18 protein-coding genes and 2 pseudogenes are annotated in these 19,960 nt (G+C 57.2%); 9 read left to right on the top strand and 11 right to left on the bottom strand.

What is annotated here, in order from left to right; genetic code table 11:
* The first annotated feature begins 18 nt into the window (after positions 1–18).
* Together IB264_RS19905 and IB264_RS19900 are read left to right on the top strand one after the other, a co-directional pair.
* Positions 19–1,374 (top strand): MFS transporter, encoded by a 1,356-nt coding sequence (locus IB264_RS19905; protein WP_246811792.1) that lies wholly within the window; start codon positions 19–21, stop codon positions 1,372–1,374.
* A gap of 63 nt (positions 1,375–1,437) precedes the next feature.
* Positions 1,438–2,085, top strand: coding sequence for an RraA family protein (locus IB264_RS19900; RefSeq protein WP_192433979.1), 648 nt, complete (start codon positions 1,438–1,440; stop codon positions 2,083–2,085).
* Between the two features lie 344 nt (positions 2,086–2,429).
* Here IB264_RS19900 and IB264_RS19895 read toward each other — a convergent pair.
* A pseudogene (locus IB264_RS19895) lies at positions 2,430–2,638 on the bottom strand (hypothetical protein); the annotation flags it as partial.
* A gap of 277 nt (positions 2,639–2,915) precedes the next feature.
* Between IB264_RS19895 and IB264_RS19890 the strand changes: the two are divergent.
* From IB264_RS19890 to IB264_RS19870, 5 genes are read left to right on the top strand one after another with little or no spacing between them, the layout of a single operon-like run.
* Positions 2,916–4,031, top strand: coding sequence for an ROK family transcriptional regulator (locus IB264_RS19890; RefSeq protein ID WP_192433978.1), 1,116 nt, complete (start codon positions 2,916–2,918; stop codon positions 4,029–4,031).
* Positions 4,028–4,819, top strand: a complete 792-nt coding sequence (locus IB264_RS19885; protein WP_025429892.1) for an ABC transporter permease — start codon at positions 4,028–4,030, stop codon at positions 4,817–4,819. Before IB264_RS19890 ends, IB264_RS19885 begins: the two co-directional genes overlap by 4 nt.
* Entirely contained in the window at positions 4,819–5,619 is an 801-nt protein-coding gene (locus IB264_RS19880; protein WP_192433977.1) for an ABC transporter ATP-binding protein, read from the top strand. Before IB264_RS19885 ends, IB264_RS19880 begins: the two co-directional genes overlap by 1 nt.
* A 22-nt stretch (positions 5,620–5,641) precedes the next feature.
* The gene (locus IB264_RS19875) at positions 5,642–6,622 is read left to right on the top strand and encodes an aliphatic sulfonate ABC transporter substrate-binding protein (protein WP_375154977.1); all 981 of its coding nucleotides are present in this window, start codon (positions 5,642–5,644) and stop codon (positions 6,620–6,622) included.
* A 59-nt stretch (positions 6,623–6,681) separates the two neighbouring features.
* On the top strand, positions 6,682–8,244 hold the full coding sequence (locus tag IB264_RS19870; RefSeq protein WP_192433975.1) for a sulfatase: 1,563 nt from the start codon (positions 6,682–6,684) through the stop codon (positions 8,242–8,244).
* A 374-nt stretch (positions 8,245–8,618) separates the two neighbouring features.
* Here IB264_RS19870 and IB264_RS19865 read toward each other — a convergent pair whose 3' ends face one another.
* The 8 genes from IB264_RS19865 to IB264_RS19830 all read right to left on the bottom strand — a co-directional run bounded on the left by IB264_RS19865 (position 8,619) and on the right by IB264_RS19830 (position 16,414).
* Positions 8,619–10,046: an aldehyde dehydrogenase family protein gene (locus IB264_RS19865; RefSeq protein ID WP_375154976.1), complete on the bottom strand. Its 1,428-nt coding sequence runs from the start codon at positions 10,044–10,046 to the stop codon at positions 8,619–8,621.
* Positions 10,047–10,084: 38 nt separating this feature from the next.
* Positions 10,085–11,461: a glutathione-disulfide reductase gene (gene gorA / locus IB264_RS19860; RefSeq protein WP_192433973.1), complete on the bottom strand. Its 1,377-nt coding sequence runs from the start codon at positions 11,459–11,461 to the stop codon at positions 10,085–10,087.
* 21 nt (positions 11,462–11,482) lie between these two features.
* Positions 11,483–12,208, bottom strand: a complete 726-nt coding sequence (locus IB264_RS19855; protein ID WP_192434027.1) for an amino acid ABC transporter ATP-binding protein — start codon at positions 12,206–12,208, stop codon at positions 11,483–11,485.
* A 100-nt stretch (positions 12,209–12,308) separates the two neighbouring features.
* Complete coding sequence (locus tag IB264_RS19850; RefSeq protein WP_192433972.1) at positions 12,309–13,493, bottom strand: fumarylacetoacetate hydrolase family protein; 1,185 nt, start codon at positions 13,491–13,493, stop codon at positions 12,309–12,311.
* A 58-nt stretch (positions 13,494–13,551) separates the two neighbouring features.
* Positions 13,552–14,373: a transporter substrate-binding domain-containing protein gene (locus IB264_RS19845; RefSeq protein ID WP_192433971.1), complete on the bottom strand. Its 822-nt coding sequence runs from the start codon at positions 14,371–14,373 to the stop codon at positions 13,552–13,554.
* Between the two features lie 22 nt (positions 14,374–14,395).
* The gene (locus tag IB264_RS19840) at positions 14,396–15,046 is read right to left on the bottom strand and encodes an amino acid ABC transporter permease (protein ID WP_192433970.1); all 651 of its coding nucleotides are present in this window, start codon (positions 15,044–15,046) and stop codon (positions 14,396–14,398) included.
* Entirely contained in the window at positions 15,043–15,720 is a 678-nt protein-coding gene (locus IB264_RS19835) for an amino acid ABC transporter permease (protein ID WP_210335645.1), read from the bottom strand. Before IB264_RS19835 ends, IB264_RS19840 begins: the two co-directional genes overlap by 4 nt.
* A 40-nt stretch (positions 15,721–15,760) precedes the next feature.
* Positions 15,761–16,414, bottom strand: a complete 654-nt coding sequence (locus IB264_RS19830; RefSeq protein WP_192433967.1) for a glutathione S-transferase family protein — start codon at positions 16,412–16,414, stop codon at positions 15,761–15,763.
* A 224-nt stretch (positions 16,415–16,638) separates the two neighbouring features.
* Between IB264_RS19830 and IB264_RS19825 the strand changes: the two genes are divergently transcribed.
* Positions 16,639–17,622, top strand: a complete 984-nt coding sequence (locus IB264_RS19825) for a LysR family transcriptional regulator (RefSeq protein WP_192433965.1) — start codon at positions 16,639–16,641, stop codon at positions 17,620–17,622.
* An 84-nt stretch (positions 17,623–17,706) separates the two neighbouring features.
* On the opposite strand, the pseudogene IB264_RS34700 reads toward IB264_RS19825, so the two are convergent.
* Both IB264_RS34700 and IB264_RS19820 read right to left on the bottom strand, forming a co-directional pair.
* A pseudogene (locus tag IB264_RS34700) lies at positions 17,707–17,875 on the bottom strand (ectoine/hydroxyectoine ABC transporter ATP-binding protein EhuA); the annotation flags it as partial.
* 525 nt (positions 17,876–18,400) lie between these two features.
* Positions 18,401–19,141, bottom strand: coding sequence for an SDR family NAD(P)-dependent oxidoreductase (locus IB264_RS19820; RefSeq protein WP_192434025.1), 741 nt, complete (start codon positions 19,139–19,141; stop codon positions 18,401–18,403).
* A 44-nt stretch (positions 19,142–19,185) separates the two neighbouring features.
* Here IB264_RS19820 and IB264_RS19815 point away from each other — a divergent pair, with 44 nt between their 5' ends.
* Positions 19,186–19,836, top strand: a complete 651-nt coding sequence (locus tag IB264_RS19815; protein ID WP_246811791.1) for a TetR/AcrR family transcriptional regulator — start codon at positions 19,186–19,188, stop codon at positions 19,834–19,836.
* Positions 19,837–19,960: the final 124 nt, after the last annotated feature.

Here is a 19,960-nt window from a genome sequence, read left to right as displayed (position 1 = left end):
ATAATGGGAGGATTGTTTTTGAGCGCTTATCGAAGCGAATCGTCGCTTAAAATTGAACCGGTTAAAGATGCGGCTAGTGTCAATTCCGGTGTTCGTAAGGCGGTTGGGGCGGCCACGGTCGGGACCCTGATCGAGTGGTACGATTACGCGTTATATGGCGCTGCCGCTGGATTGGTGATCAACAAGCTCTTTTTTCCCAATCTATCCGAGGCGAGCGGCATCCTTGCAGCATTCGCTACGTTTGCGGTCGGTTTCGTGGCCCGGCCTCTGGGCGGGCTCCTGATTTCGCACATTGGTGACAAATTTGGCCGAAGGCCGGCGCTTATCTTTACCATCATGCTTATGGGGGGCGCGACCGTAGCAATGGGTCTGCTGCCGACATTTGAGCAGATAGGAGTCTGGGCAGCAGTCCTACTTGTACTGTTTCGCTTGCTGCAGGGCTTCGGCGCTGGGGGAGAACTCGCCGGTGCCATCGTGCTCGTCGCCGAATACGCACCTCCGCACCGTAAGGGCTTTTACACGTCGATCGTCAACGCCGCCCCCGCGGGTGGGATATTGCTTGCCACCTTTTCGTTCCTCACGATTTCATACTTACCAGAGGACGTATTGCTGGGCTGGGCGTGGCGCATCCCGTTTCTGCTTTCCGGTGTACTCTTCGTCGTGGCCCTCTACATTCGGAAGCACCTCGACGAAACGCCCGAATATGTCGCATCCATCGAGCAGGCCAAAGCTCGAAGCAAACAACAACAGACCCCCTTGCGAGAACTCCTCGCAAACGGGCGAAAAGAACTTGTCTACGGCTTCCTGTCCGTCACCGGTCATAACGCGAATGCCTACATCCTGGCGGCCTTTGCGTTAAGCTATCTGATCAACACGGTCGGAATGAGCCGCTCGGACAGTCTGCTTGTTGTCACGGCTTCTACAACGGTTGCTATTGTTAGCGTACCATTGATGGGTGCGCTTTCCGATCGCATCGGACACACCAAAGTCTTTGCACTGGGCGCCATTTTTGCACTCGTCTTCGCTTTCCCATTCTTCTGGCTGCTTGATACCAACAGCGTCCTCATAGCAACGGTGGCAATGAGCTTGCTCTACGGCATCGGATACGGCGCCATGGCAGGAGCGCAGGGGGCGTTTCTTTCAGACCTGTTCGAAACAAGATACCGCTTTTCAGGACTAGCCCTTGCGCGTGAACTCAACGGCGCGCTGGTCGCAGGCCCAACCCCATTCATCGCCGCGGCGCTCGTCAATCTCGCCGGAGGCAAGCCGTGGCTCGTCGCGTGCTACCTCATGCTGTGTTGCTTCTTGACGATCGTCGCTATCGTCGTAGCCGGACGCAGATCCGGTAACAAAACCGATCGACAAGAAAAATAGACACCCCGCGATGGTGGTTTCTACTGCTCACGAAAGACACAGGTCAGAAGAGGACCATATATCATGAACGATCTCACCCAGCGCTTAGATGACTGCTATTCAGGCGCGATCTACGATGTGATGCGAGAGATGGGGCGACCCAATTGCGTATTGCCACGCCAAATCCGCGCCATCGACCCTGACACGCGTGTTTCGGGACGGATATTCACATTGCGCGGAACACCTGACGACACAATCTCCGCCGAGGCCAGCATGCTTGAATGGACGCAATTCCTCAGTGTGGCCCCTCCAGACCATGTCGTCGTCTGCCAACCGCAGGACGATGTTCGAGCGATGATGGGCGAGCTGTCCGCTGAAACACTCCAGTACCGCGGCCTTCGCGGTTATATTGTTGACGGTGGGTCGCGCGACAACGCTTTCATCCGGCAGATTGGCTTCCCGCTGTTTTCACGCTTCCAGACGCCCCGCGACGTCGTCGCAGCCTGGCGGCCCGAGGCGTTCGGCGAACCGATCACTATTGGTGACGTGCGAATAGAAACCGGGGACTATGTTCTGGCCGACATCGATGGGATCGTCGTCATACCACAGTCAATCGCAGAGGAGGTCGTGACGAAGGTCGAGGTTGTGATCAGCACCGAAAGCCTTGTCCGCAAGGCAATCCTGTCCGGCACCGATCCTCAGCAAGCCTATCTGCAGTTCGGAAAGTTCTAGTCGGTCCAGAAAGCGCACAGCGGGGCTATTCTTCATGTCGGCAAGCTTCGGATCAGTCAGCGTTTCCACGCCGGCAAGACCGCCATCCGACCCGCACTCAAAAGCTTCCTCGACAACGTTGATGCTCGCGACGGCGCCCTTCCAACTGGAAACCCTGCTCAGTACGGTGCTGGCAAACTGAGCAGGGTCACCGTCGTCAGCCGCCGAAGCCGAAACCAACCGGCACATCTTCAAGGGTAATGCCAAAAGGCTCAAGGCTCTTGACGATCCATGTTCGATTGTTGCCGATGCGGCGGTTGTACCAAAGGGCTCATCGCGAGCGCTTGCATTCCGGTAATATCATTTCGATGGTCGGCGCTGTCGTAGCCGACTGGACCGTCGAGATCCTCGTCGGGGAGGTCGTTCAACGCGTTGGCTGTGGCGTCGCGCCCCGGAAACTGCGCGGGAATACAGCTGCTCGGTACCATGGGCCGATCCGACGAAGGCGCCGATGATGCGGTGCAAGTGGATCTGCATGGTCTTTTTCGCCAAGGCCATCGGAGAGATGGCCGGCGCATGCTCTCGACACTTCCATTTCATGCCAACAGCACAAGCGCGCAGTGGAAACCGTCCTCAGCACCATTGCGATATTCCTCTATCCGTTTCTGAACGTCTTCAGGCGCGCGGAGAAAGCGCCGTCGTATCTAAACTTGCCCAGGTGGTAATCCTCGCGCCAGTCTTACCTTGTGCTAAAGCCGCGCGCTTCTATCGCAATTGTTCCGTTCGCCCGCCAGGCTTGACAATGCCAGTCAATTATTTTCTAATCTTTAGAAATTAATGGGGGACGTGTGATGGGGATCCATCATGGGCAGGTGCTTTCCATTCTTCGGGACGAGGGTCCTCAATCGCGCGCATCGCTCGCGCGACGTAGCAAGCTGTCGCCCACAACTCTCACTCACGTCACTGCCCAGCTCCTTAGCGATCGTGTGGTCACCGAATGTGAAGCTGTAGAATCCACAGGCGTCGGCCGGCCGGGACAAGCCATCAAACTCATCCCTGACGCGTTCCATGTCGCCGGAATTCACCTTGGCGCAGGGCTCGTGCAAATCGCGATCACAGATCTTAGGGCCCGCGCCAAAGCGACAGCTTCATTTGATTTTTCGCTTCGCGAAACAGGGCCGGACGACGTCGTGTCCCGCGCAGCCGAAACGCTGTCCAGGTTGAGGATCGAGATAGGCGAACCTCGCCTGTTGGGCATCGGCGTTGCCGTACCAGGCCCCGTGAATGCAGAACGGCGCTCCATCCTTGCCTCAATCAACACCGGGTGGCGCAACCTGCCGCTGGCAAGTAAGTTTGAAACGCAAACCGGCCTTCCCGTGGTCCTCGAGCACAATGTCAGCTCCATGGCATTGGCCGAGGTTAGATATGGCATCGGGCGCGGCGTTCCGGCTGTATTGTACGTATACTTGCGGACCGGGCTGGGCGCCGGGCTGGTCGTTGACGGAATGCCGTTCCGGCCAGGCGGGCACGGCGCAGTCGAACTGGGCCACATCCAGATTTCGCGCGATGGTCCGCTCTGCAGTTGCGGCAACCACGGCTGCTTGGAAAGCTACGTCAATGAGAACGTGCTCATGCGCGCTGTCGGACTCGAGGGGCAGGCACCGGGCAATCTCCTGGAGCGTCTTGAGGCAACGGAAGCGTGGATGCCAACGCTCGACCGGCTGACCGACTCTCTGGCAATCGCCATTAATCTCCTGACGCCCGACCTGATCATTCTCGGCGGCCATCTGGGTGAGGCCCCGGACAGCCTGTTTGACCATTTGCTCAAAAATCTGCCGCCCAGAGTCATGCCGCATATGCGCGGCGTGCTGCGGATTGAACGCTCAGGCTTTGGCCCGCTTTCGGGAGCGATCGGCGGCGCGGCGGTAGCCTTGGATCATTTTTTCTATTCGGGAGTGAGGCAATGAACGCAGTTTCCGCAGGCGAACGCGCGCGGAGCAAGTCGCTCGCCGATTGGCCTCCTATTATCCTCAACTTTGTTGCGTTTGCATTCGGCGTCGCCGTCTGGTGGGCAATAACGGCGGTACAGCTAGTGGTGCTGCCGGGGCCGCTGGAAGTCTTCCAACGGGGCATCGAGCTGATCATGAGTGGTCAACTGCTGGTCGATATTGTCTCCAGCCTGCGTCGCGTCCTGACGGGATTTTGTCTCGGCGTCGCATTCGCGATCCCAGTCGGTTTTCTGATGGGATGGTACCGCGTGGCGCGCGCCCTAATCGAACCCTACATCCAATTCTTTCGAATGATACCGCCGCTGGCAGTCATTCCGCTGGCGATCGTCACGATGGGCATCGATGAGGCGCCAAAGGTGTTTGTCATCTTTTTAGCTTCCTTTCTCTCCTGCGTCATTGCCACCTATCAAGGCGTGATCAGCGTCGACCGCACGCTCATCAACGCCGCCCGCGTGCTGGGCGCGAAGGATCGCGTTATTTTCGCGCGGGTCATCATCCCCGCTTCTACTCCATTCATCTTGGTCGGCGTGCGCATCGGCCTCGGCTCCGCCTGGGCAACCGTTGTCGCTGCAGAGTTGATCGCGGCGCAGTCGGGGCTCGGGTTCCGGATGCAGCAGGCGCAGCTCTATTACGATCTGCCGACAATCTTCGTCAGCCTGATAAGCATCGGCATTCTCGGGCTTTTCATGGACCGTCTGGTTCAGGCAGCGGAGCGCCGACTCACGCAATGGCAGGAGCGCGTCTGATGACCCTTTCCCAGATCGCCGACCCGAAGATCTCGTTTCAGAACGTTAGCCGGCGCTTCGGCGAGGGCGGCGGCAGCTTACTCGCGCTGGATCGCCTGTCACTGGATATTGCTGATGGCGAATTTATTACCGTGGTTGGCCCCTCCGGCTGCGGCAAGTCGACAGCTATGAACATTGCGGCGGGCCTTACCGACGTGTCCGACGGCCGGGTGCTTGTCGATGGCAAGGGCGTTGACGGTCCGGGACCGGAACGCGGCGTCATCTTCCAGCAATATGCGCTGTTCCCCTGGCTGACTGTCCGCCAGAACGTCGAGTTCGGACTTCGAATAAAGGGCATGGCGGCTACTGAGCGCAGGCGCGTATCGGATCACTTCATCGGTCTGGTCGGATTGACCGACTTTGCCGACGCGCTGCCCAAGACCCTGTCGGGGGGCATGAAGCAGCGATGCGCCATCGCGCGCGCCTATGCGGTTAATCCCTCAATCCTGCTCATGGACGAACCCTTCGGCGCCCTGGATGCGCTGACCCGCGTGAACATGCAGGATCAGCTCTTGGATACCTGGACCCGGGAGCGGCGCACGGTGATCTTCATCACGCATGACGTCGACGAGGCTGTGTACCTCGCCAATCGCGTCGTCGTCATGGCTGCGCGTCCTGGCCGGCTCCACGACATCATCCCTGTCGATCTGCCATACCCACGCACCGAAGAAATCCGTCTGTCACAGACGTTCGCGGACATCCGCAATCGGGTTTGGCATGCCGTCTACCATCAAAAACCCCAGATCGAACCAAGCATCTAAGAGGAGGAACTCTGACATGGAACTGACCAGACGCCATTTCCTGACCACAGCAGCGGCCGGAGCGCTTGCCATCCCAGCGCTCTCGCTTACGACGCGCGGCGCATTCGCCCAGGCTACGCCCGTGCGCATCGGCTATATCGCCGATTATTTCGGCACGAGCCTGACGGCGATTGCGAGCGATCAGGACCTTTGGGCCAAGCATGGCCTCGAGCCGGAACTCAAGGTTTTTACGAACGGCCCCATCCAGATCCAGGCGCTTGGCGCCGGCAGCCTCGATTTCGGCTATGTCGGTCCGGGTGCCCTTTGGCTGCCCGCGACCGGCAAGGCCAAGCTTGTTGCAATGAACGCGCTCGGCCTGTCCGACCGCGTCATCGCCCAGGCCGGCTTCAACTCGATGGCAGACCTGAAGGGCAAGAAGATCGGCGTTCCCGAGGGCACGTCAGGCGACATGCTGTTGCGGCTGGCACTGGCCAAGGCCGGCATGCAGCTTTCCGATGTCGAAGTGATCAAGATGGATCCTCCGACAGTCGTGTCGGCCTTTGCCTCGAAGCAGATCGATGGCGCTGGCATCTGGTATCCGCTGGTTGGCATCATCAAGAAGACGGTTCCGGATCTCGTGGAAGTCGCCAAGAGCGCCGATTTCTATCCCGCCAACTCCTTCCCGTCAGCCTTCGTGGCGCGCAACGAAGTGGCTGACCAGGATCCCGAGTTGGTGAAGAAGTTCATCGCCGTCATGAAGGACGCCAATGACTATCGCGCCGCGGATGTACCCCGCTCAGTCGACATTACAGCCAAGTTCCTCAGTGTTCCTGCCGAACCTCTCGTGACGGAAAGCCAGAACGGTCAGTTCCTGACGTCGGCTGAGCTCGTCACCGCAACAAAGGATGGCACCGTGTTCAACTGGCTGAACGGCCTGAATGAACAATTCGTCGCTTTCGGCAAGCTGCAGAACCCGCTCGACCCAAAAGACTACTACTTGGCTGACCTCTACGCCGGCAACTAATTTCCCATTGCCTGACGCGACGCTTCGCGATGCGTCGGGCACCTTTTAGCGAGCCTCCAATGACCAAGAAGCCCAACATCCTCTTCATAATGTCGGACGACCATGCCGCCAGGGCGATTTCCGCGTATGGCTCGGGTCTGAACAGTACGCCCAATCTTGACCGCATAGCCAATGAAGGCATGCGTCTCGACAGATGCTACGTGACTAATTCGATCTGCACGCCAAGCCGGGCCGCAATTCTCACAGGCACGTACAATCACGTCAATTTGGTCACGACGCTCGACACGCATATCGACAACCGCCTGCCGAACGTCGCCAAACATCTGAGCGCCGGCGGCTACCAGACAGCGATCTTCGGAAAGTGGCATCTGGGAGAAGGCAAGGCCCATGAGCCGACCGGTTTTGACGAATGGTCCGTCCTGCCGGGTCAGGGAGAGTATTTTGATCCTGTCATGATCGACCGGACCGGGCCCCACACAGAGCAAGGCTACGCCACGGATATCATCACCGACAAATGCCTGGACTTCTTGAGCAAGCGTAACGCAGACCGTCCGTTCTTCCTGATGTGCCACCACAAGGCGCCGCACCGCAGCTTCGAGCCACACCCACGCCATCGCCATCTCTATGCCGACGGCAAGCTGCCGGTCCCTGAAACGTTTGGAGACGACTATGCAAATCGCGCGGCGGCGGCCGCCGCTGCCAAGATGCGCATCCGCTCGGATCTGACCTACAAGGATCTGGGGCTCGTGCAGCCGGAAGGCGGCGAGGAAGTCGGTGAACTTCTTCTGCCCGGCTGGTCTCAGCGCAAAGTCCCCGGGATCACCGAAGGCCAGGAACTGCGGCTGATCGACACAAACACTGGCGAGGCCTACGTTTTCACCGACGCGGATGAACTGGACCTGTTCAAATACCAGCGTTACATGATGCGCTATCTGCAGACGATCGCCGCTGTGGACGACAATGTCGGACGGCTTCTGGACTATCTCGACAGCGAGGGGCTGAGCGAGAATACCATCGTCATCTACACGTCCGATCAGGGGTTCTTCCTCGGCGAGCACGGGTGGTTCGACAAGCGATTCATGTACGAGGAATCGTTGCAGATGCCGTTCCTGATCCGTTATCCGGCCGGAATCAAGCCGGGTACGACATCGAACGCGATCGCCACCAACGTCGATTTTGCACCGACATTTCTCGACTACGCGGGGCTGGCAACGCCAAGCTATATGCAGGGCGAAAGTATCCGCCCAACGCTGGAACAAACAGCTGCCCATGATCCGCAACGCGTCGCCTATCATCGCTACTGGATGCATAAGGACGAATTCCACAATGCATTTTCTCACTATGGGGTGCGCGACGGCCGCTACAAGTTGATCTATTGGTACAATGATCCGCTTGACCAGCTTGGAGCACATCCTGGCGACGAGCCGCCCGAGTGGGAGCTTTTCGACTGCGAGGCGGACCCGTTCGAGCTGCATAACCGCGCCAACGACCCCGCTCTCGCTCATGTCTTTGCCGAGATGCTTGCCAAGCTTGATGCAAAGATGACCGAAATCGGAGACATTCCGGTACATGACAGTGCAGTAATTCGTGCTAACCTTCGAAAACTGACACCAGCGGCCTGAGCCATGAGCTGCCACGCCGGTAGGCGGCGCGGCTTGCAGGTTTCAATAGGCGAGCGCCAATTCCGGATCGAAAGCCGTTTTCTCCCTTTTTCGGGCAGCTAACTTGCCTGGCCGACGGGTCTGCGCGAGCGCGCTGCATGCACTGAGCATCTTTTTCATTTGGGCCGCCACTGGATGGCCCCTTGTTTTCGCTAGAGGCACATCCAACACCTTCAACGCTTGCCGATGCAGCGGGGCCATCGCAGTATGAGCTGTGATCCGCCCTAGCCACATCCGCGGCTATGGTTGCGATGAGTCCTGCCAAGCCGCTGTTTTTCGTTTCATCTCGCAAGGCTCGTCTGGGTGAACCGCGATGTTCCCTGCCGAGCCATTGCTCAAGCCAGGGTGTATGCGGTCTTGACGGTTGTGTAGAATTCGGCGGCGTAGCGACCCTGCTCGCGCGAGCCATGGGAGGAGCCCTTGCGGCCACCGAAGGGCACGTGGAAATCGACGCCGGCGGTCGGCAGGTTGACCATCACCATGCCGGCCTCGGCATTGCGCTTGAAATGCGTCGCATGTTTCAGGCTGGTGGTGGCAATGCCCGACGACAGCCCGAACGGCGTGTCGTTGGCGACGGCAAGCGCCTCGTCATAATCCTTCACCCGGATCACCGAAGCGACCGGTCCGAAGATTTCTTCACGCGAGATGCGCATCTGGTTGGTTGCCTCGGTAAACAGCGCCGGCTGCAGGTAGAAGCCGGGCGTGTCGCGCTTCAGAAGCTCGCCGCCGAAGGCGAGTTTGGCGCCTTCCTGTTTGCCGATGGCGATGTAGTCGGTGTCCTGGTTGAGCTGGCTCTGGTCGACCACCGGGCCGATATGGGTGCCGGCCTTGAGCGCGTCGTCGATGGTGAGCCCCTTCATGCGCTCGCCCATCGCCGCCACGAACCGGTCGTGAATGCCTTCGGTCACGATCACCCGCGACGAGGCGGTGCAACGCTGGCCGGTGGAGAAGAAGGCGGAGTTGACGGCGGCTTCGACGGCAACGCTAAGATCGGCGTCGTCGAGCACCACGAACGGGTTCTTGCCGCCCATTTCCAGCTGGTATTTGCGATTGTGCTCGACCGAGGCCAGTGCCACGCGTTTGCCGGTGCCGGTCGAGCCGGTAAAGGTGATCGCCTGGACGTCGGGGCTGTCGAGCATCGTCTGGCCGACGACCGAGCCCTTGCCCATCACCAGGTTCAGCACGCCCTTCGGCAGGCCGGCACGATGGAGAATGTCGACAATCGACCATGCCGAGCCCGGCACGAGGTCGGCCGGCTTGAAGACGACGGTGTTACCATAGCAGAGCGCCGGCGCGATCTTCCAGGCGGGAATGGCGATCGGGAAATTCCACGGCGTGATGATGCCGATGACACCGACCGGCTCGCGGGTGATCTCGACGCCGATATCAGGACGCACCGAGGGGATGACCTCGCCTGCGAGCCTGAGCGCTTCACCGGCAAAGAAGTCAAAGATCTGGCCGGCGCGCACGGTCTCGCCAATGCCTTCCGCCAGCGTCTTGCCCTCTTCGCGCGACAACAGCCGTCCGAGCTCGTCCTTGCGCGCCAGGATCTCGTCGGCGGTCTTTCGAAGGATTGCGTGGCGCTCGAGGATGCCGGATCGCGACCAGGCCGGAAAGGCGGCCTTGGCCGCGGCGATCGCCGCCTTCGCATCCTCGGCCGAGGCGCGGGCATATTCCCCGATCACGTCGTTGGTGTCGGACGGGTTGGTGTTCTTCGCACCATCTCCGCCTACCCATTCGCCACCAATTAGATTCTGGAACATCTGTACACCTTCCTGTTTGAAAGAGTCCTGTGGGCGCTTCATTCAGTCGCTTGGGCGAGTTCACGGCGCATGGTCACGAGTTCTTCCGACGCTGTCGGGTGGACAGCAACGGTGCGATCGAAATCAGCCTTTGTCGCTCCCATCGTCAGCGCAACGCTTGCCATCTGAATGATTTCGCCGGCGTCGACGCCAACGACGTGAACGCCCAAGACCTTGTCCGACAGACCGTCCACGACCAGTTTCATCAACGTTCGACTGCGCTTGGCGGCGAAACTTGCCTTCATTGGCGTGAATTCAGATCGGAATATCCTAACATTCTCATAGGTCTGGCGCGCCGCCTCCTCTGAAAGGCCAACTGTGCCAACTTCGGGCGTCGTGAACACCGCCGTTGGGATCGGGCCGGCTGCGCCGCAGACCTCAATGTTACCAAAGAGTTTGTCGGAAAGAGCATGTCCTGCCCGGATTGCAACAGGCGTTAGGTTCGCACGATTGACCACATCGCCGACCGCGAAGATCGACGGGATGCTCGTCCGATGCTCACGGTTAACGAGGATTGCGCCCGCAAAATCGAGTTTCACGCCGACTTCTTCGAGACCTAGGTGCGATGTATTCGGCAAACGACCGGTGGCCGATACGACGGCATCCTCCTCCAAGACCTCGCTATTGGTTAAGACCACTCGGAAGCCGCCTGTTTCCATCTGTTCGATGCTACTTATCGTGGCTGCGGCAACGAGATCTATTCCACGATCCTTGAACTGGGTCTCGATGTGATCGGAGATATCCAGATCGAAACCGCGTAGGAGTCTTGGCGCTCTGTATGCGATGGTCGTCTTTGTACCGAGATGGGCGAAAATACTAGCGAACTCAACCGCGATGTATCCACCGCCCACAAAGAGAAGCCGCTCCGGTACCTTTTCGAAACTGAACACATCGTCTGACGTCAACAAATGCTCACAACCGGGAAAGTTGGCAAGGGCTGGACGGCTGCCAGTCGCAACGAGAATCTGCTTGGCTGTGATGCAACGATCCGCATTAACGAGACGGATAGTGTTGGGTGTTTCGACCAGTGCACGATCGTCAAAGATCTCGACGCCGCTCTTTTCAAGAGTTGAGCGGTATGCTCGTTCAAGACGAGCTATTTCCGCATCGCTCTTCGCACGGAAGGTTTTCCAGTCAAAGGTGGCAGCTTCGAAATTCCATCCAAACGCGCGTGAGGATTCGAACTCATCCTTGAACCGACCGGCATAGACCAACAGTTTCTTTGGAACGCATCCCCGAATGACGCAGGTGCCACCGAAGCGGCTCTGCTCCGCGATCGCAACGCGGGCCCCATGCTCGGCCGCGACCCTGGCGGCCCGAACCCCGCCCGACCCGCCACCTATGACGAACAGGTCCAGATTTTCATTGAATGACATGACGCGCCTCAAAATAAGTGACTAGTGAAGCAACTGCTTGAGAAAGAGTTTGCTGCGCTCGTGCTGCGGGTTTCTGAAAAATTGGTCCGGTGCGTTTGTTTCGACGATCTGACCGGCATCCATGAATATGACCCTGTCGGCAACTTGCCGCGCGAACCCCATTTCATGGGTGACGCACATCATGGTCATTCCTTCGCCAGCGAGGCTGACCATCGTGTCGAGAACTTCCTTGACCATCTCAGGATCCAGCGCGGAGGTTGGCTCGTCGAAGAGCATAATCTTCGGGTTCATGCAGAGTGCCCGAGCTATGGCGACGCGTTGCTGCTGGCCCCCAGATAGCTGTCCCGGGTACTTATGCGCCTGTTCCGGGATTTTCACTCGTTCAAGATAGTGCATCGCGACTTCTTCGGCATCGGACTTGCGCATCTTCCGGACCCAGATGGGTGCCAGCGTACAATTCTGCAGAATTGTCAGATGGGGAAACAAATTGAAGTGCTGGAATACCATCCCCACTTCCTTGCGAATTTCATCGATATTATTGACATCGTTCGTAAGCTCGAGACCATCAACGACAATAGCTCCGCGCTGATGTTCCTCCAGTCGATTGATACACCTGATCACGGTGGACTTGCCTGATCCGGATGGACCGCAGATGACGATCCTCTCACCGCGACGAACATCTAGATCAATGTCGCGAAGAACCTGGAACTGCCCATACCATTTGCCCACGCCCGATAGCCGGATGATCGGCTCGGATTCGACGCCACTTTTTCTGGGGCTTTCCCCTGCAGAAACCGCTTTACTCACTTTTTCCTCCCTTAAAACCAGCTATCCGGTGAAATCAGGGCTATGACGGCCTCTGCCCGAGCAGCCCACGATCGTGAAGCGATCGCATCAATGAAGTGAATCCGAACGACCATGGCTCACAGTCGCTGCTTGCCTTCATGCGGTTGGTCAAAGTGCCGAGATAGTTGGAGGTGATCGAGACGACATCTCCGACGTGATGTGTGAAGCCCATGCCGGCAGTGCCGCGGTCTTTTGTCGGAGCAAACATCGTGCCCAGAAATAGAACAAAACCATCTGGGTATTGATGATTGGTGTTGATGGCTTGAGATACGAGGTCCAATGGTTCCCGACTGATTTCTGTCATCGAGCTTACGTCGGTCAGCCGAAATCCATCTGGCCCCTCGATTGTAAGCGTCAGATCCATGGTTTGAATGTTTTCCATCGAAAAGTTGTCGTCAAAGAACCGGATGAATGGACCAATGGCGCATGAGGCATTGTTGTCCTTCGCTTTCGACAGCAACAGCGCCGAGCGACCCTCGAAGTCTCTGAGGTTGACATCGTTCCCTAGTGTCGCGCCGCATACCTTGCCTCGCGACGAGACGACGAGAACGACCTCCGGTTCGGGATTATTCCAGGTTGAGGCGCCATTAAATCCGGCCGACACGAACGTGCCGATGGAAGACAGACATGGCGCCTTCGTGAAAATCTCGGCATCGGAACCGAGACCGACCTCGAGATATTGGCTCCAGGCATTTCTCGAGAGAAGGAAGTCCTTCAACTTTTGTGCATCACTCGATCCAGGACGAACATTTCTGAGATTGGTCCCGATCAAGTCGAGAACTTCATCGCGGAATTGCGAGGCTTCGCTGGCTCGCCCCCTTGCCCTTTCCTCGATCACGCGCTCAAGCATGGAGCGAGCAAAGGTAACTCCTGCTGCTTTGATCACCTGGAGGTCGATAGGCGACAAAAGCCAGGGCGCGTCGTTTTTCCTGGACTGCTCAACCGTATTTCTCGCGATGGCGTCGAGGGACGCGACGTAATCACCGGGGGCACCACGAACCGCCGCTGCGGGATCGTTCTCCTCGCATAATGCACTCATCAGGGGGAAGGTGCTCGAGACGTCGAACACACCATCCTCCCGGATGGCTACGATCGCGGGACCGATACCAGGACGCCAGATGCGGCCGACCAGCGCACCAGTATAGTGATCTATGGGTAGAAGCGACCGAATCGCAAGATCATTCATTTTCTTCAACTCACTCGATGAGAGCGACGGTTTGACCCGTCGCCCAGTTTTAAAGTGTTTAGAACTTCGGCATGGCTGGCAGCTCTTTCAGCGGGGCACCGAACCATCTCTGATTGACCTCGCTCAGGCGCCCGTCTTCGACGATTCTGGCGATGAATTCGTTCGTCCATTCGAGAAACTGCGTATCGTCCTTGCGGAATGCGATGCCGTTGGCCTGCTCCTTCATGACGAATTTTGGCTGTATTTGAAGGTCTGGAAACTGTGTATTGATGGTGGCGAGCACGGTGTTGCTAGCCCCGATCACATCAACCTGACCGGAGATGATTGATTGTGTGGTTGTGGCATCGTCGTCGAAGCGCATGATCGTCGCTTCTTTCGGCGCGATCTCCATGACCGCAGTATCTTGGGTGCTTGCCCGCGTCACTCCGACCCGTTTTTCTTTCAGGTCATCGGGTTTGGAAACCTGAAGGTCTTTCGACCCCAGGATATAGATGGTCATGGCGCTGTAGGGATTGGAAAAGTTGACCTGCTTCGTCCGCTCCTTGATGATGCCGAATGTCGCCACAACCGCATCAATCTTTCTGGTCAGAAGAAATGGAATGCGGTTGGGACCGGTGACGGGAACGATCTGTAATTCGACACCAAGCTCCTTTGCCATGAGACGGGAGACATCCACGTCATAGCCCGCCGGTTCTTGATTGGCATCGGTGCCCCCGAACGGCGGATAGTCGGTCAAGACGCCAACGACGAGTTTTCCTCGCTGTTTCACCTCGTCAGTTGTGAGCGCGTGAGCAGTCGTTGCGCCGAAGGTTGCGGCGAAGATCGAGGCTGCAACGGCGGCCTTTTGAACGATCCTTAGTTTTGTTGTGCTCGAAAACATTCTGGTTCCTCCCTTTGAATGTTTAGTGCGACGGTGGGCGCATGCGGCCCTCGAGATACTTGCTGAAAAGCGACAGCGGCCAGCAAACGACGAAGTAGCAAGCGCATACGAAGCTGAAGATCAGAAAGGGCTTGAAAGTGGCATTGTTGACGACTTGCGCGGCGCGGGTGATTTCTACAAAACCGACGAGCGCAGTGAGCGACGTGCCTTTGATAAGTTGAACGAGAAAGCCCACAGACGGCGGCACGGCCAGTCGGATTGCTTGGGGAATGACGACCAAAAAGGTGGTCACGAAGTAAGGCAATGCAAGGGCTTTCGCGGCTTCTCGTTGACCTTTGGGGACCTCATCTATACACCCGCGCCAAATGTCGCCCAGAAACGCACTGGCGTTCATTGACAGGGCGGTTGCAGCGGCAAGAAACGGATTAACGTCGTAACCGAAGACACCCGGCACAAAGAATGCCATGACGATTTGCATGAGAAGCGGCGTGCCTTGCATGATCTTCAAGTAGGCGGTGGAGCCAACCCGAAGTGCTTTGACCTCGCTGGTCCGTCCAAGCGCGAGTAGCAGCCCACCAGCCATCCCGCAAACAAGCGAGACGACGGACAAAATTATGGTCCAGCGCATTGCGCTTGCGATGTATAGAAGTTCGCCGGAAGTTAGTTCTCTCATTTTACTGCACCACGCGAGCGCGCTTTGAACAGCATGGCATGCACCGCTGCGAACATTGACCAAAAGAACACCGACAGAACGAAGTACATCGCTGTAACCACGGAATAGACTTCGAAGCTCCGGAAAGTTCGCGATTGAATGTCGCCTGCGACTGCCGTGAGTTCGGTTGCCGCGATTGCTGAGCAAACGCTGGAGTTCAGCATCAGGAGGATCATCTGGCTCGTCAGTGCGGGATACACTGCCTGCAGGGCTGGCTTAAAAATTACGAGGCGGAAGATGTTAAATTGGCTGAGGCCAAGTGCTTTTCCAGCGTCGGTTTGCCCTTTCGGAATGCTCTCGATCCCTGCCCGGATGATCTCGATTGCGTATGCGGCGAAATTCACCACCATTGCGGTTATTGCCGCGGTGTTCGGGGACATCTTGAGGCCGACAGCCGGTAGTCCGAAAAAAATGAGAAAGACTTGAACGAGAAACGGGGTGTTTCGGATGAGTTCAATGTAGCAGTCGATCAAGAACCGTACCCGGCTGCGGCCGAGCGTTTTTGCTGCCGCGCCTATCGACGCGACAACAACACCAAGTGCGATTGATACTCCCGAGAGCCAGAGCGTGCTGGCTGCTCCGGCCAACAGTGCAGGCCACGCCTCGATGACGTCGGCGAATTCAAATGAGTACAGCATGGCAAACGACCCTCCTCCTCTCGCTGAAGTCACCTCCTCACGGGAGGACGACCCCCTCCCGTTCGAAGACGGTGCGGACAGCCGGTCGTTGAGCGACGCGCTTTGCGTGAAGATCCCAATTCGGAAAGTCAGTTTCCATGTCGAAACCAAGCGTCGATGAGCGCCCGAAATGCCAAAAGACTAGAAGGTAAAGGTCGGCGATAGAAAACGAAGAGCCGGCGGCCCAGGCCTTGCCAGCGAGTTTTTCATCAGTCGCCCGCCAAATATTTCGTGACGCCTGTCGGCCTTTTTCGATGACATTGGCTATCGCACTATCCGCATCAGCGTAGCGCTCGGGTCGTCGGACATGGGCGTAAGTCACGTGGACAGAGGAAGCGCACCACGCGAGCCATTCATCGCATCTCGCTTGCTCGAGAGGATCCTCTGGAAGCAGGACACCGGCAGGAACAAGCCCGGCGATGTAGCGCAAAATTGCTGGGTTCTCAGTAATGACGTCGGATCCGACACGAAGCGCCGGAACTCGTCCCTTCGGATTGATCTTTCTGAACTCAGGGCTGTTTTGGACTCCAGCTTCGAGCGAAACGAGCGTGGTTGAGTATTGAAGGCCCGTCTCTTCCAGGGCCATGTGGGGCGCGATCGAGCAAGCGCCGGGCGAGTAGAATAGTGTGATGGAGGGGTCTTTTTTGTCCATAATACTTCCTCCGCCGTGATGCGATCGCGGCAGTCATAAGATCTTCAGATTGTTCGATGGACCGAGCTTTTGGCTCGGCTTGCTACTGTGACAGGCAAATAATGAATTGGCGACACAGGCCGCACAAGACGGCCTGTTTGAATGGCAGGCGTGAATTCAATTCACGCCAAGACCTGCTAAAGTCATTTCAGGAGGCAATTGCCGGCAAATAGGGAAGAAAAGCCATGGATAACGCAGCAGGCGAGATGCGAGTCTTCATTGCGGTCGTCGAAAATCACGGGTTTGCAGCAGCTGGAAAGCACCTGAATATGTCGCCGTCTTCAGTAAGCAAGTTGGTTTCGCGGATCGAGGGCCGACTTCAGACGCGCTTGCTGTTGCGTTCTGCTCGGACGGCGAGCCTGACAGCCGAGGGAGAGGTCTACTATCGTAGCGCCTGCAGGATTCTTGCCGACATTCGACATACCGAAAGCATGCTGTCGCAGGGCCCTAATGTGACACCCCGGGGGCAGCTCAGAATCTCGGCTTCGGTTCCGTTTGCGCGTTGCGTTTTATTGCCTCTAATCCCGGAGTTCACCGAGCTTTATCCGGAAATCGAACTCGATTTCTCGCTCAATGACAGTTCTATTGACCTGATGCAGAATACGGCGGATATCGCTATTCGTGTTGGGGCAGTCAATGATTGCCCTTTGAAGGCTCGTAAGATCGGCGAGAGCAGGCGTACGCTTGTTGCCTCACCAGGCTATTTAGCTCGGTACGGAATACCGGACCACCCCGAGAACTTGGAACAGCATCGCTGCATCGGTTTCAATTTTCATCAGGGATTGAACGAATGGTTGTTCAAGGAACCCTCAAACGGTCGCGGTATCACCAAGAGGATAAGCTCAGCAATTGCAGCAAGCGATGGAGAAACAGTGCGCCAACTCGCCCTCCTTGGGATGGGCATCGCGCGATTGGCATCGTTCCATATTGGCGAGGACATTGAAGAAGGTCGCCTGGTGCCGCTGTTGCAGGAGTACCATTACGGACGTAACGAACCCATTAATGCGCTGTTTGTGGATCATACACATCTCGCGGCACGCGTGCGTGCGTTCGTAGATTTCTTTGCAGAGAAATTATCTCGGCAAACAACGCCTAGTTATCTGCGCAAGAAATCGTTCCTGGAGGTCCATCCTCAGCCGCGAGCGATCCAACGAAATGCGGTTCTGTAGGTGCGCATTCAAAGTGCCCTCATTTTTCGACACGTTTCGAAGCGCTTCTCGCCTAATGTCGAATGGGCCCCACCACCGCTCTTGGAACCGGGCCGAGAACGCCATTGTGCCGGGATGCCGAGGCCACCGATGACCTGTTCGGCCCACCCATTTCGACGATATTGCCGCCGTCCATGAACACGACGCGATCGGCGGCTTCGCGAGCAAACGCTATTTCATGAGTAACCACGATCATTGTGAGCCCTTGTTTGGCTCAACTAACGGTTCGGAGTACTACGCGATCGACGTAGAAGCCGCCCTACGTTGATCAAATCGCGGGGCTAGATCGTTCCACAGCCGCACGAATGCAATCGCGCGGAACCTTTTGCCGAGATTGTCCCGTCAAAAAAGCGGCCATAAAACGCGGTTTGAGGGACATCCCCCACTCAGAGTAACTAGCCGGGCTGGATCGGTTAGCCAGTCCTGAAATCAATGGCGATCGGAGGCCGCGCTCTTAGGCAAAGATCAGTCCGGCGGACGCCAATAACCCGCCGACGATGGGGATGGCCTATAACTGAGATCAGCGCCCCCACAATGCTGACGAACGTGGCCGATGCACCGGTGAGTTCTGCGAGCCGGACTTTCTTCGCCCAAAGATCGAGATCTGACCGTTAATGCCGAGCGGTCATCCGCATTGGCGGGACCGGGGCCGTGGTGAACGCTTAGCAGGCAAAACCACGGCTCCCGCTTCGCGGTGAGAAAGGCCCCAGTGTGTCAGGGCGCGCTGTGGCGTGACCGTTTAAATGTTGATACCGCCATCAACAGCCAATTCCGCGCCGGTAATGTGGCGGCCATCCTCACTAGCAAGGAACGCGACGCTCGCTGCAATGTCCTCTGGCGATCCAAAGTGCCCCAGGGCAATCCTTTGCCGCTGCCCCTCCGCGCCATCACCGGCTGCAGGGTTCATATCCGTATCGGTCGGTCCTGGATGGACGATGTTCACGGTCGTACCATTGCTTCCGAGATCGCGCGCCAAGCCTTTCGTAAATCCTATCAGCGCTGACTTCGTCAGTGCATAAAGTGCGATGCCCGGAGCAGGAACTCGTGTGGCCAAGCAGCTTCCAATGTTAATGATCCGTCCGCCTGACCGAAGATGTGGAATGACAGCCCGACTGGCAAGAACAACTGCCCGAACGTTGATATTGAGGTTGCGTTCAATGTCTTCGACAGTAGTCTTTTCAAGGGGCCCGACTTCAAAAATCCCAGCATTGTTAACCAGGATGTCCACCCCGTCGAACTCGTTCACGACAGACGATACTACTCGATCAATAGCTTGATCATCAGCATTATCCGACGCGAACGCAAGCGCACGTCCTCCCGTCGAACGGATTTCCTCAATCACCTTGTTCGCAGCGTCCGCTGCGCGATGGTAAGTAATCGCAACATCGGCGCCCTCCGCGGCAAGGCGCCGTGCAATGGCCGCGCCTATGCCACGGCTGCCACCTGTCACGAGTGCTCGTTTTCCTTCAAGTCTGCGCATCATTCCATCTCCTTTTTTAATGAGCATTAAAGAAGTCGTACGAAATGATTGCATCACGCGTCAAGAACAATTATTTAACGATCGTTAAAGAGAGAGATGTTATGCGAACTGGACGACCCCGCGGATTTGATAAAGAGAGAGCTTTAGCTATCGCAATGGACATGTTTTGGCGAAAGGGATTTGCCGCGACATCGATGGCTGACCTCTGCTCAACACTCTCAATCGCGCCGCCGAGCCTTTACGCGGCTTTCGGCAGTAAGGAGCGCCTTTATGAAGAGTGCATTTCATATTACATGGCAAATGTGGCGCCCCGTATCTGGGATCGGTTCCAAAAGGCTGCGACCGCTCGTGACGCCGTTCAAGCATTTCTCCGTGATTCCGCTGAGGTGCTGCCTGGGATAAATAAGCCGAGCGGGTGCATGGTAACGCTCTCAGATGTCCGTGGAGAGGGAAGCGAGCATCTTGGTCAGTTTGTTGAGGCGGCAAGGCGCCAGGGGCTCCTTCTCGTGGAACGAAAACTTGAAGAAGCTATTGCCACCGGCGAGTTGAAATCCGACGTAAGCCCTTCAGTAGTTGCGCGTTATTTTCTCAGCGTCCAGCAAGGAATGTCCATCCAGGCGCGCGATGGCGCGACCGTCGATGAACTGAGAGAGGTTGCAGACACCGCGATGAAGGCATGGCCGGCCCCATCGTAGGAAGTTAAGGTGTGAGAGCCACCATCGCTTGCGCCCTGAACTACAGCTCACTTCGAAGCAGTTGCATTGGCATCGCTGGCGCGATTCCACCGGTTCGACCAGCAAGTTTTTCAGAGCCAATGGA

The sequence above is a fragment of the Ensifer sp. ENS11 genome (assembly GCF_014851895.1).
Lineage (GTDB): Bacteria > Pseudomonadota > Alphaproteobacteria > Rhizobiales > Rhizobiaceae > Ensifer > Ensifer canadensis.
This window is presented reverse-complemented; position numbering and strand designations above follow the sequence as displayed.

Coding starts and splice junctions, on each gene's coding strand:
- IB264_RS19870 (WP_192433975.1), top strand. CDS start 6,682: ATGACCAAGAAGCCCAACATCCTCTTCATAATGTCGGACGACCATGCC.
- IB264_RS19825 (WP_192433965.1), top strand. CDS start 16,639: ATGGATAACGCAGCAGGCGAGATGCGAGTCTTCATTGCGGTCGTCGAA.
- IB264_RS19890 (WP_192433978.1), top strand. CDS start 2,916: ATGGGGATCCATCATGGGCAGGTGCTTTCCATTCTTCGGGACGAGGGT.
- gorA (WP_192433973.1), bottom strand. CDS start 11,461: ATGTCATTCAATGAAAATCTGGACCTGTTCGTCATAGGTGGCGGGTCG.
- IB264_RS19865 (WP_375154976.1), bottom strand. CDS start 10,046: ATGTTCCAGAATCTAATTGGTGGCGAATGGGTAGGCGGAGATGGTGCG.
- IB264_RS19845 (WP_192433971.1), bottom strand. CDS start 14,373: ATGTTTTCGAGCACAACAAAACTAAGGATCGTTCAAAAGGCCGCCGTT.
- IB264_RS19850 (WP_192433972.1), bottom strand. CDS start 13,493: ATGAATGATCTTGCGATTCGGTCGCTTCTACCCATAGATCACTATACT.
- IB264_RS19820 (WP_192434025.1), bottom strand. CDS start 19,141: ATGCGCAGACTTGAAGGAAAACGAGCACTCGTGACAGGTGGCAGCCGT.
- IB264_RS19830 (WP_192433967.1), bottom strand. CDS start 16,414: ATGGACAAAAAAGACCCCTCCATCACACTATTCTACTCGCCCGGCGCT.
- IB264_RS19880 (WP_192433977.1), top strand. CDS start 4,819: ATGACCCTTTCCCAGATCGCCGACCCGAAGATCTCGTTTCAGAACGTT.
- IB264_RS19900 (WP_192433979.1), top strand. CDS start 1,438: ATGAACGATCTCACCCAGCGCTTAGATGACTGCTATTCAGGCGCGATC.
- IB264_RS19840 (WP_192433970.1), bottom strand. CDS start 15,046: ATGAGAGAACTAACTTCCGGCGAACTTCTATACATCGCAAGCGCAATG.
- IB264_RS19815 (WP_246811791.1), top strand. CDS start 19,186: ATGATTGCATCACGCGTCAAGAACAATTATTTAACGATCGTTAAAGAG.
- IB264_RS19885 (WP_025429892.1), top strand. CDS start 4,028: ATGAACGCAGTTTCCGCAGGCGAACGCGCGCGGAGCAAGTCGCTCGCC.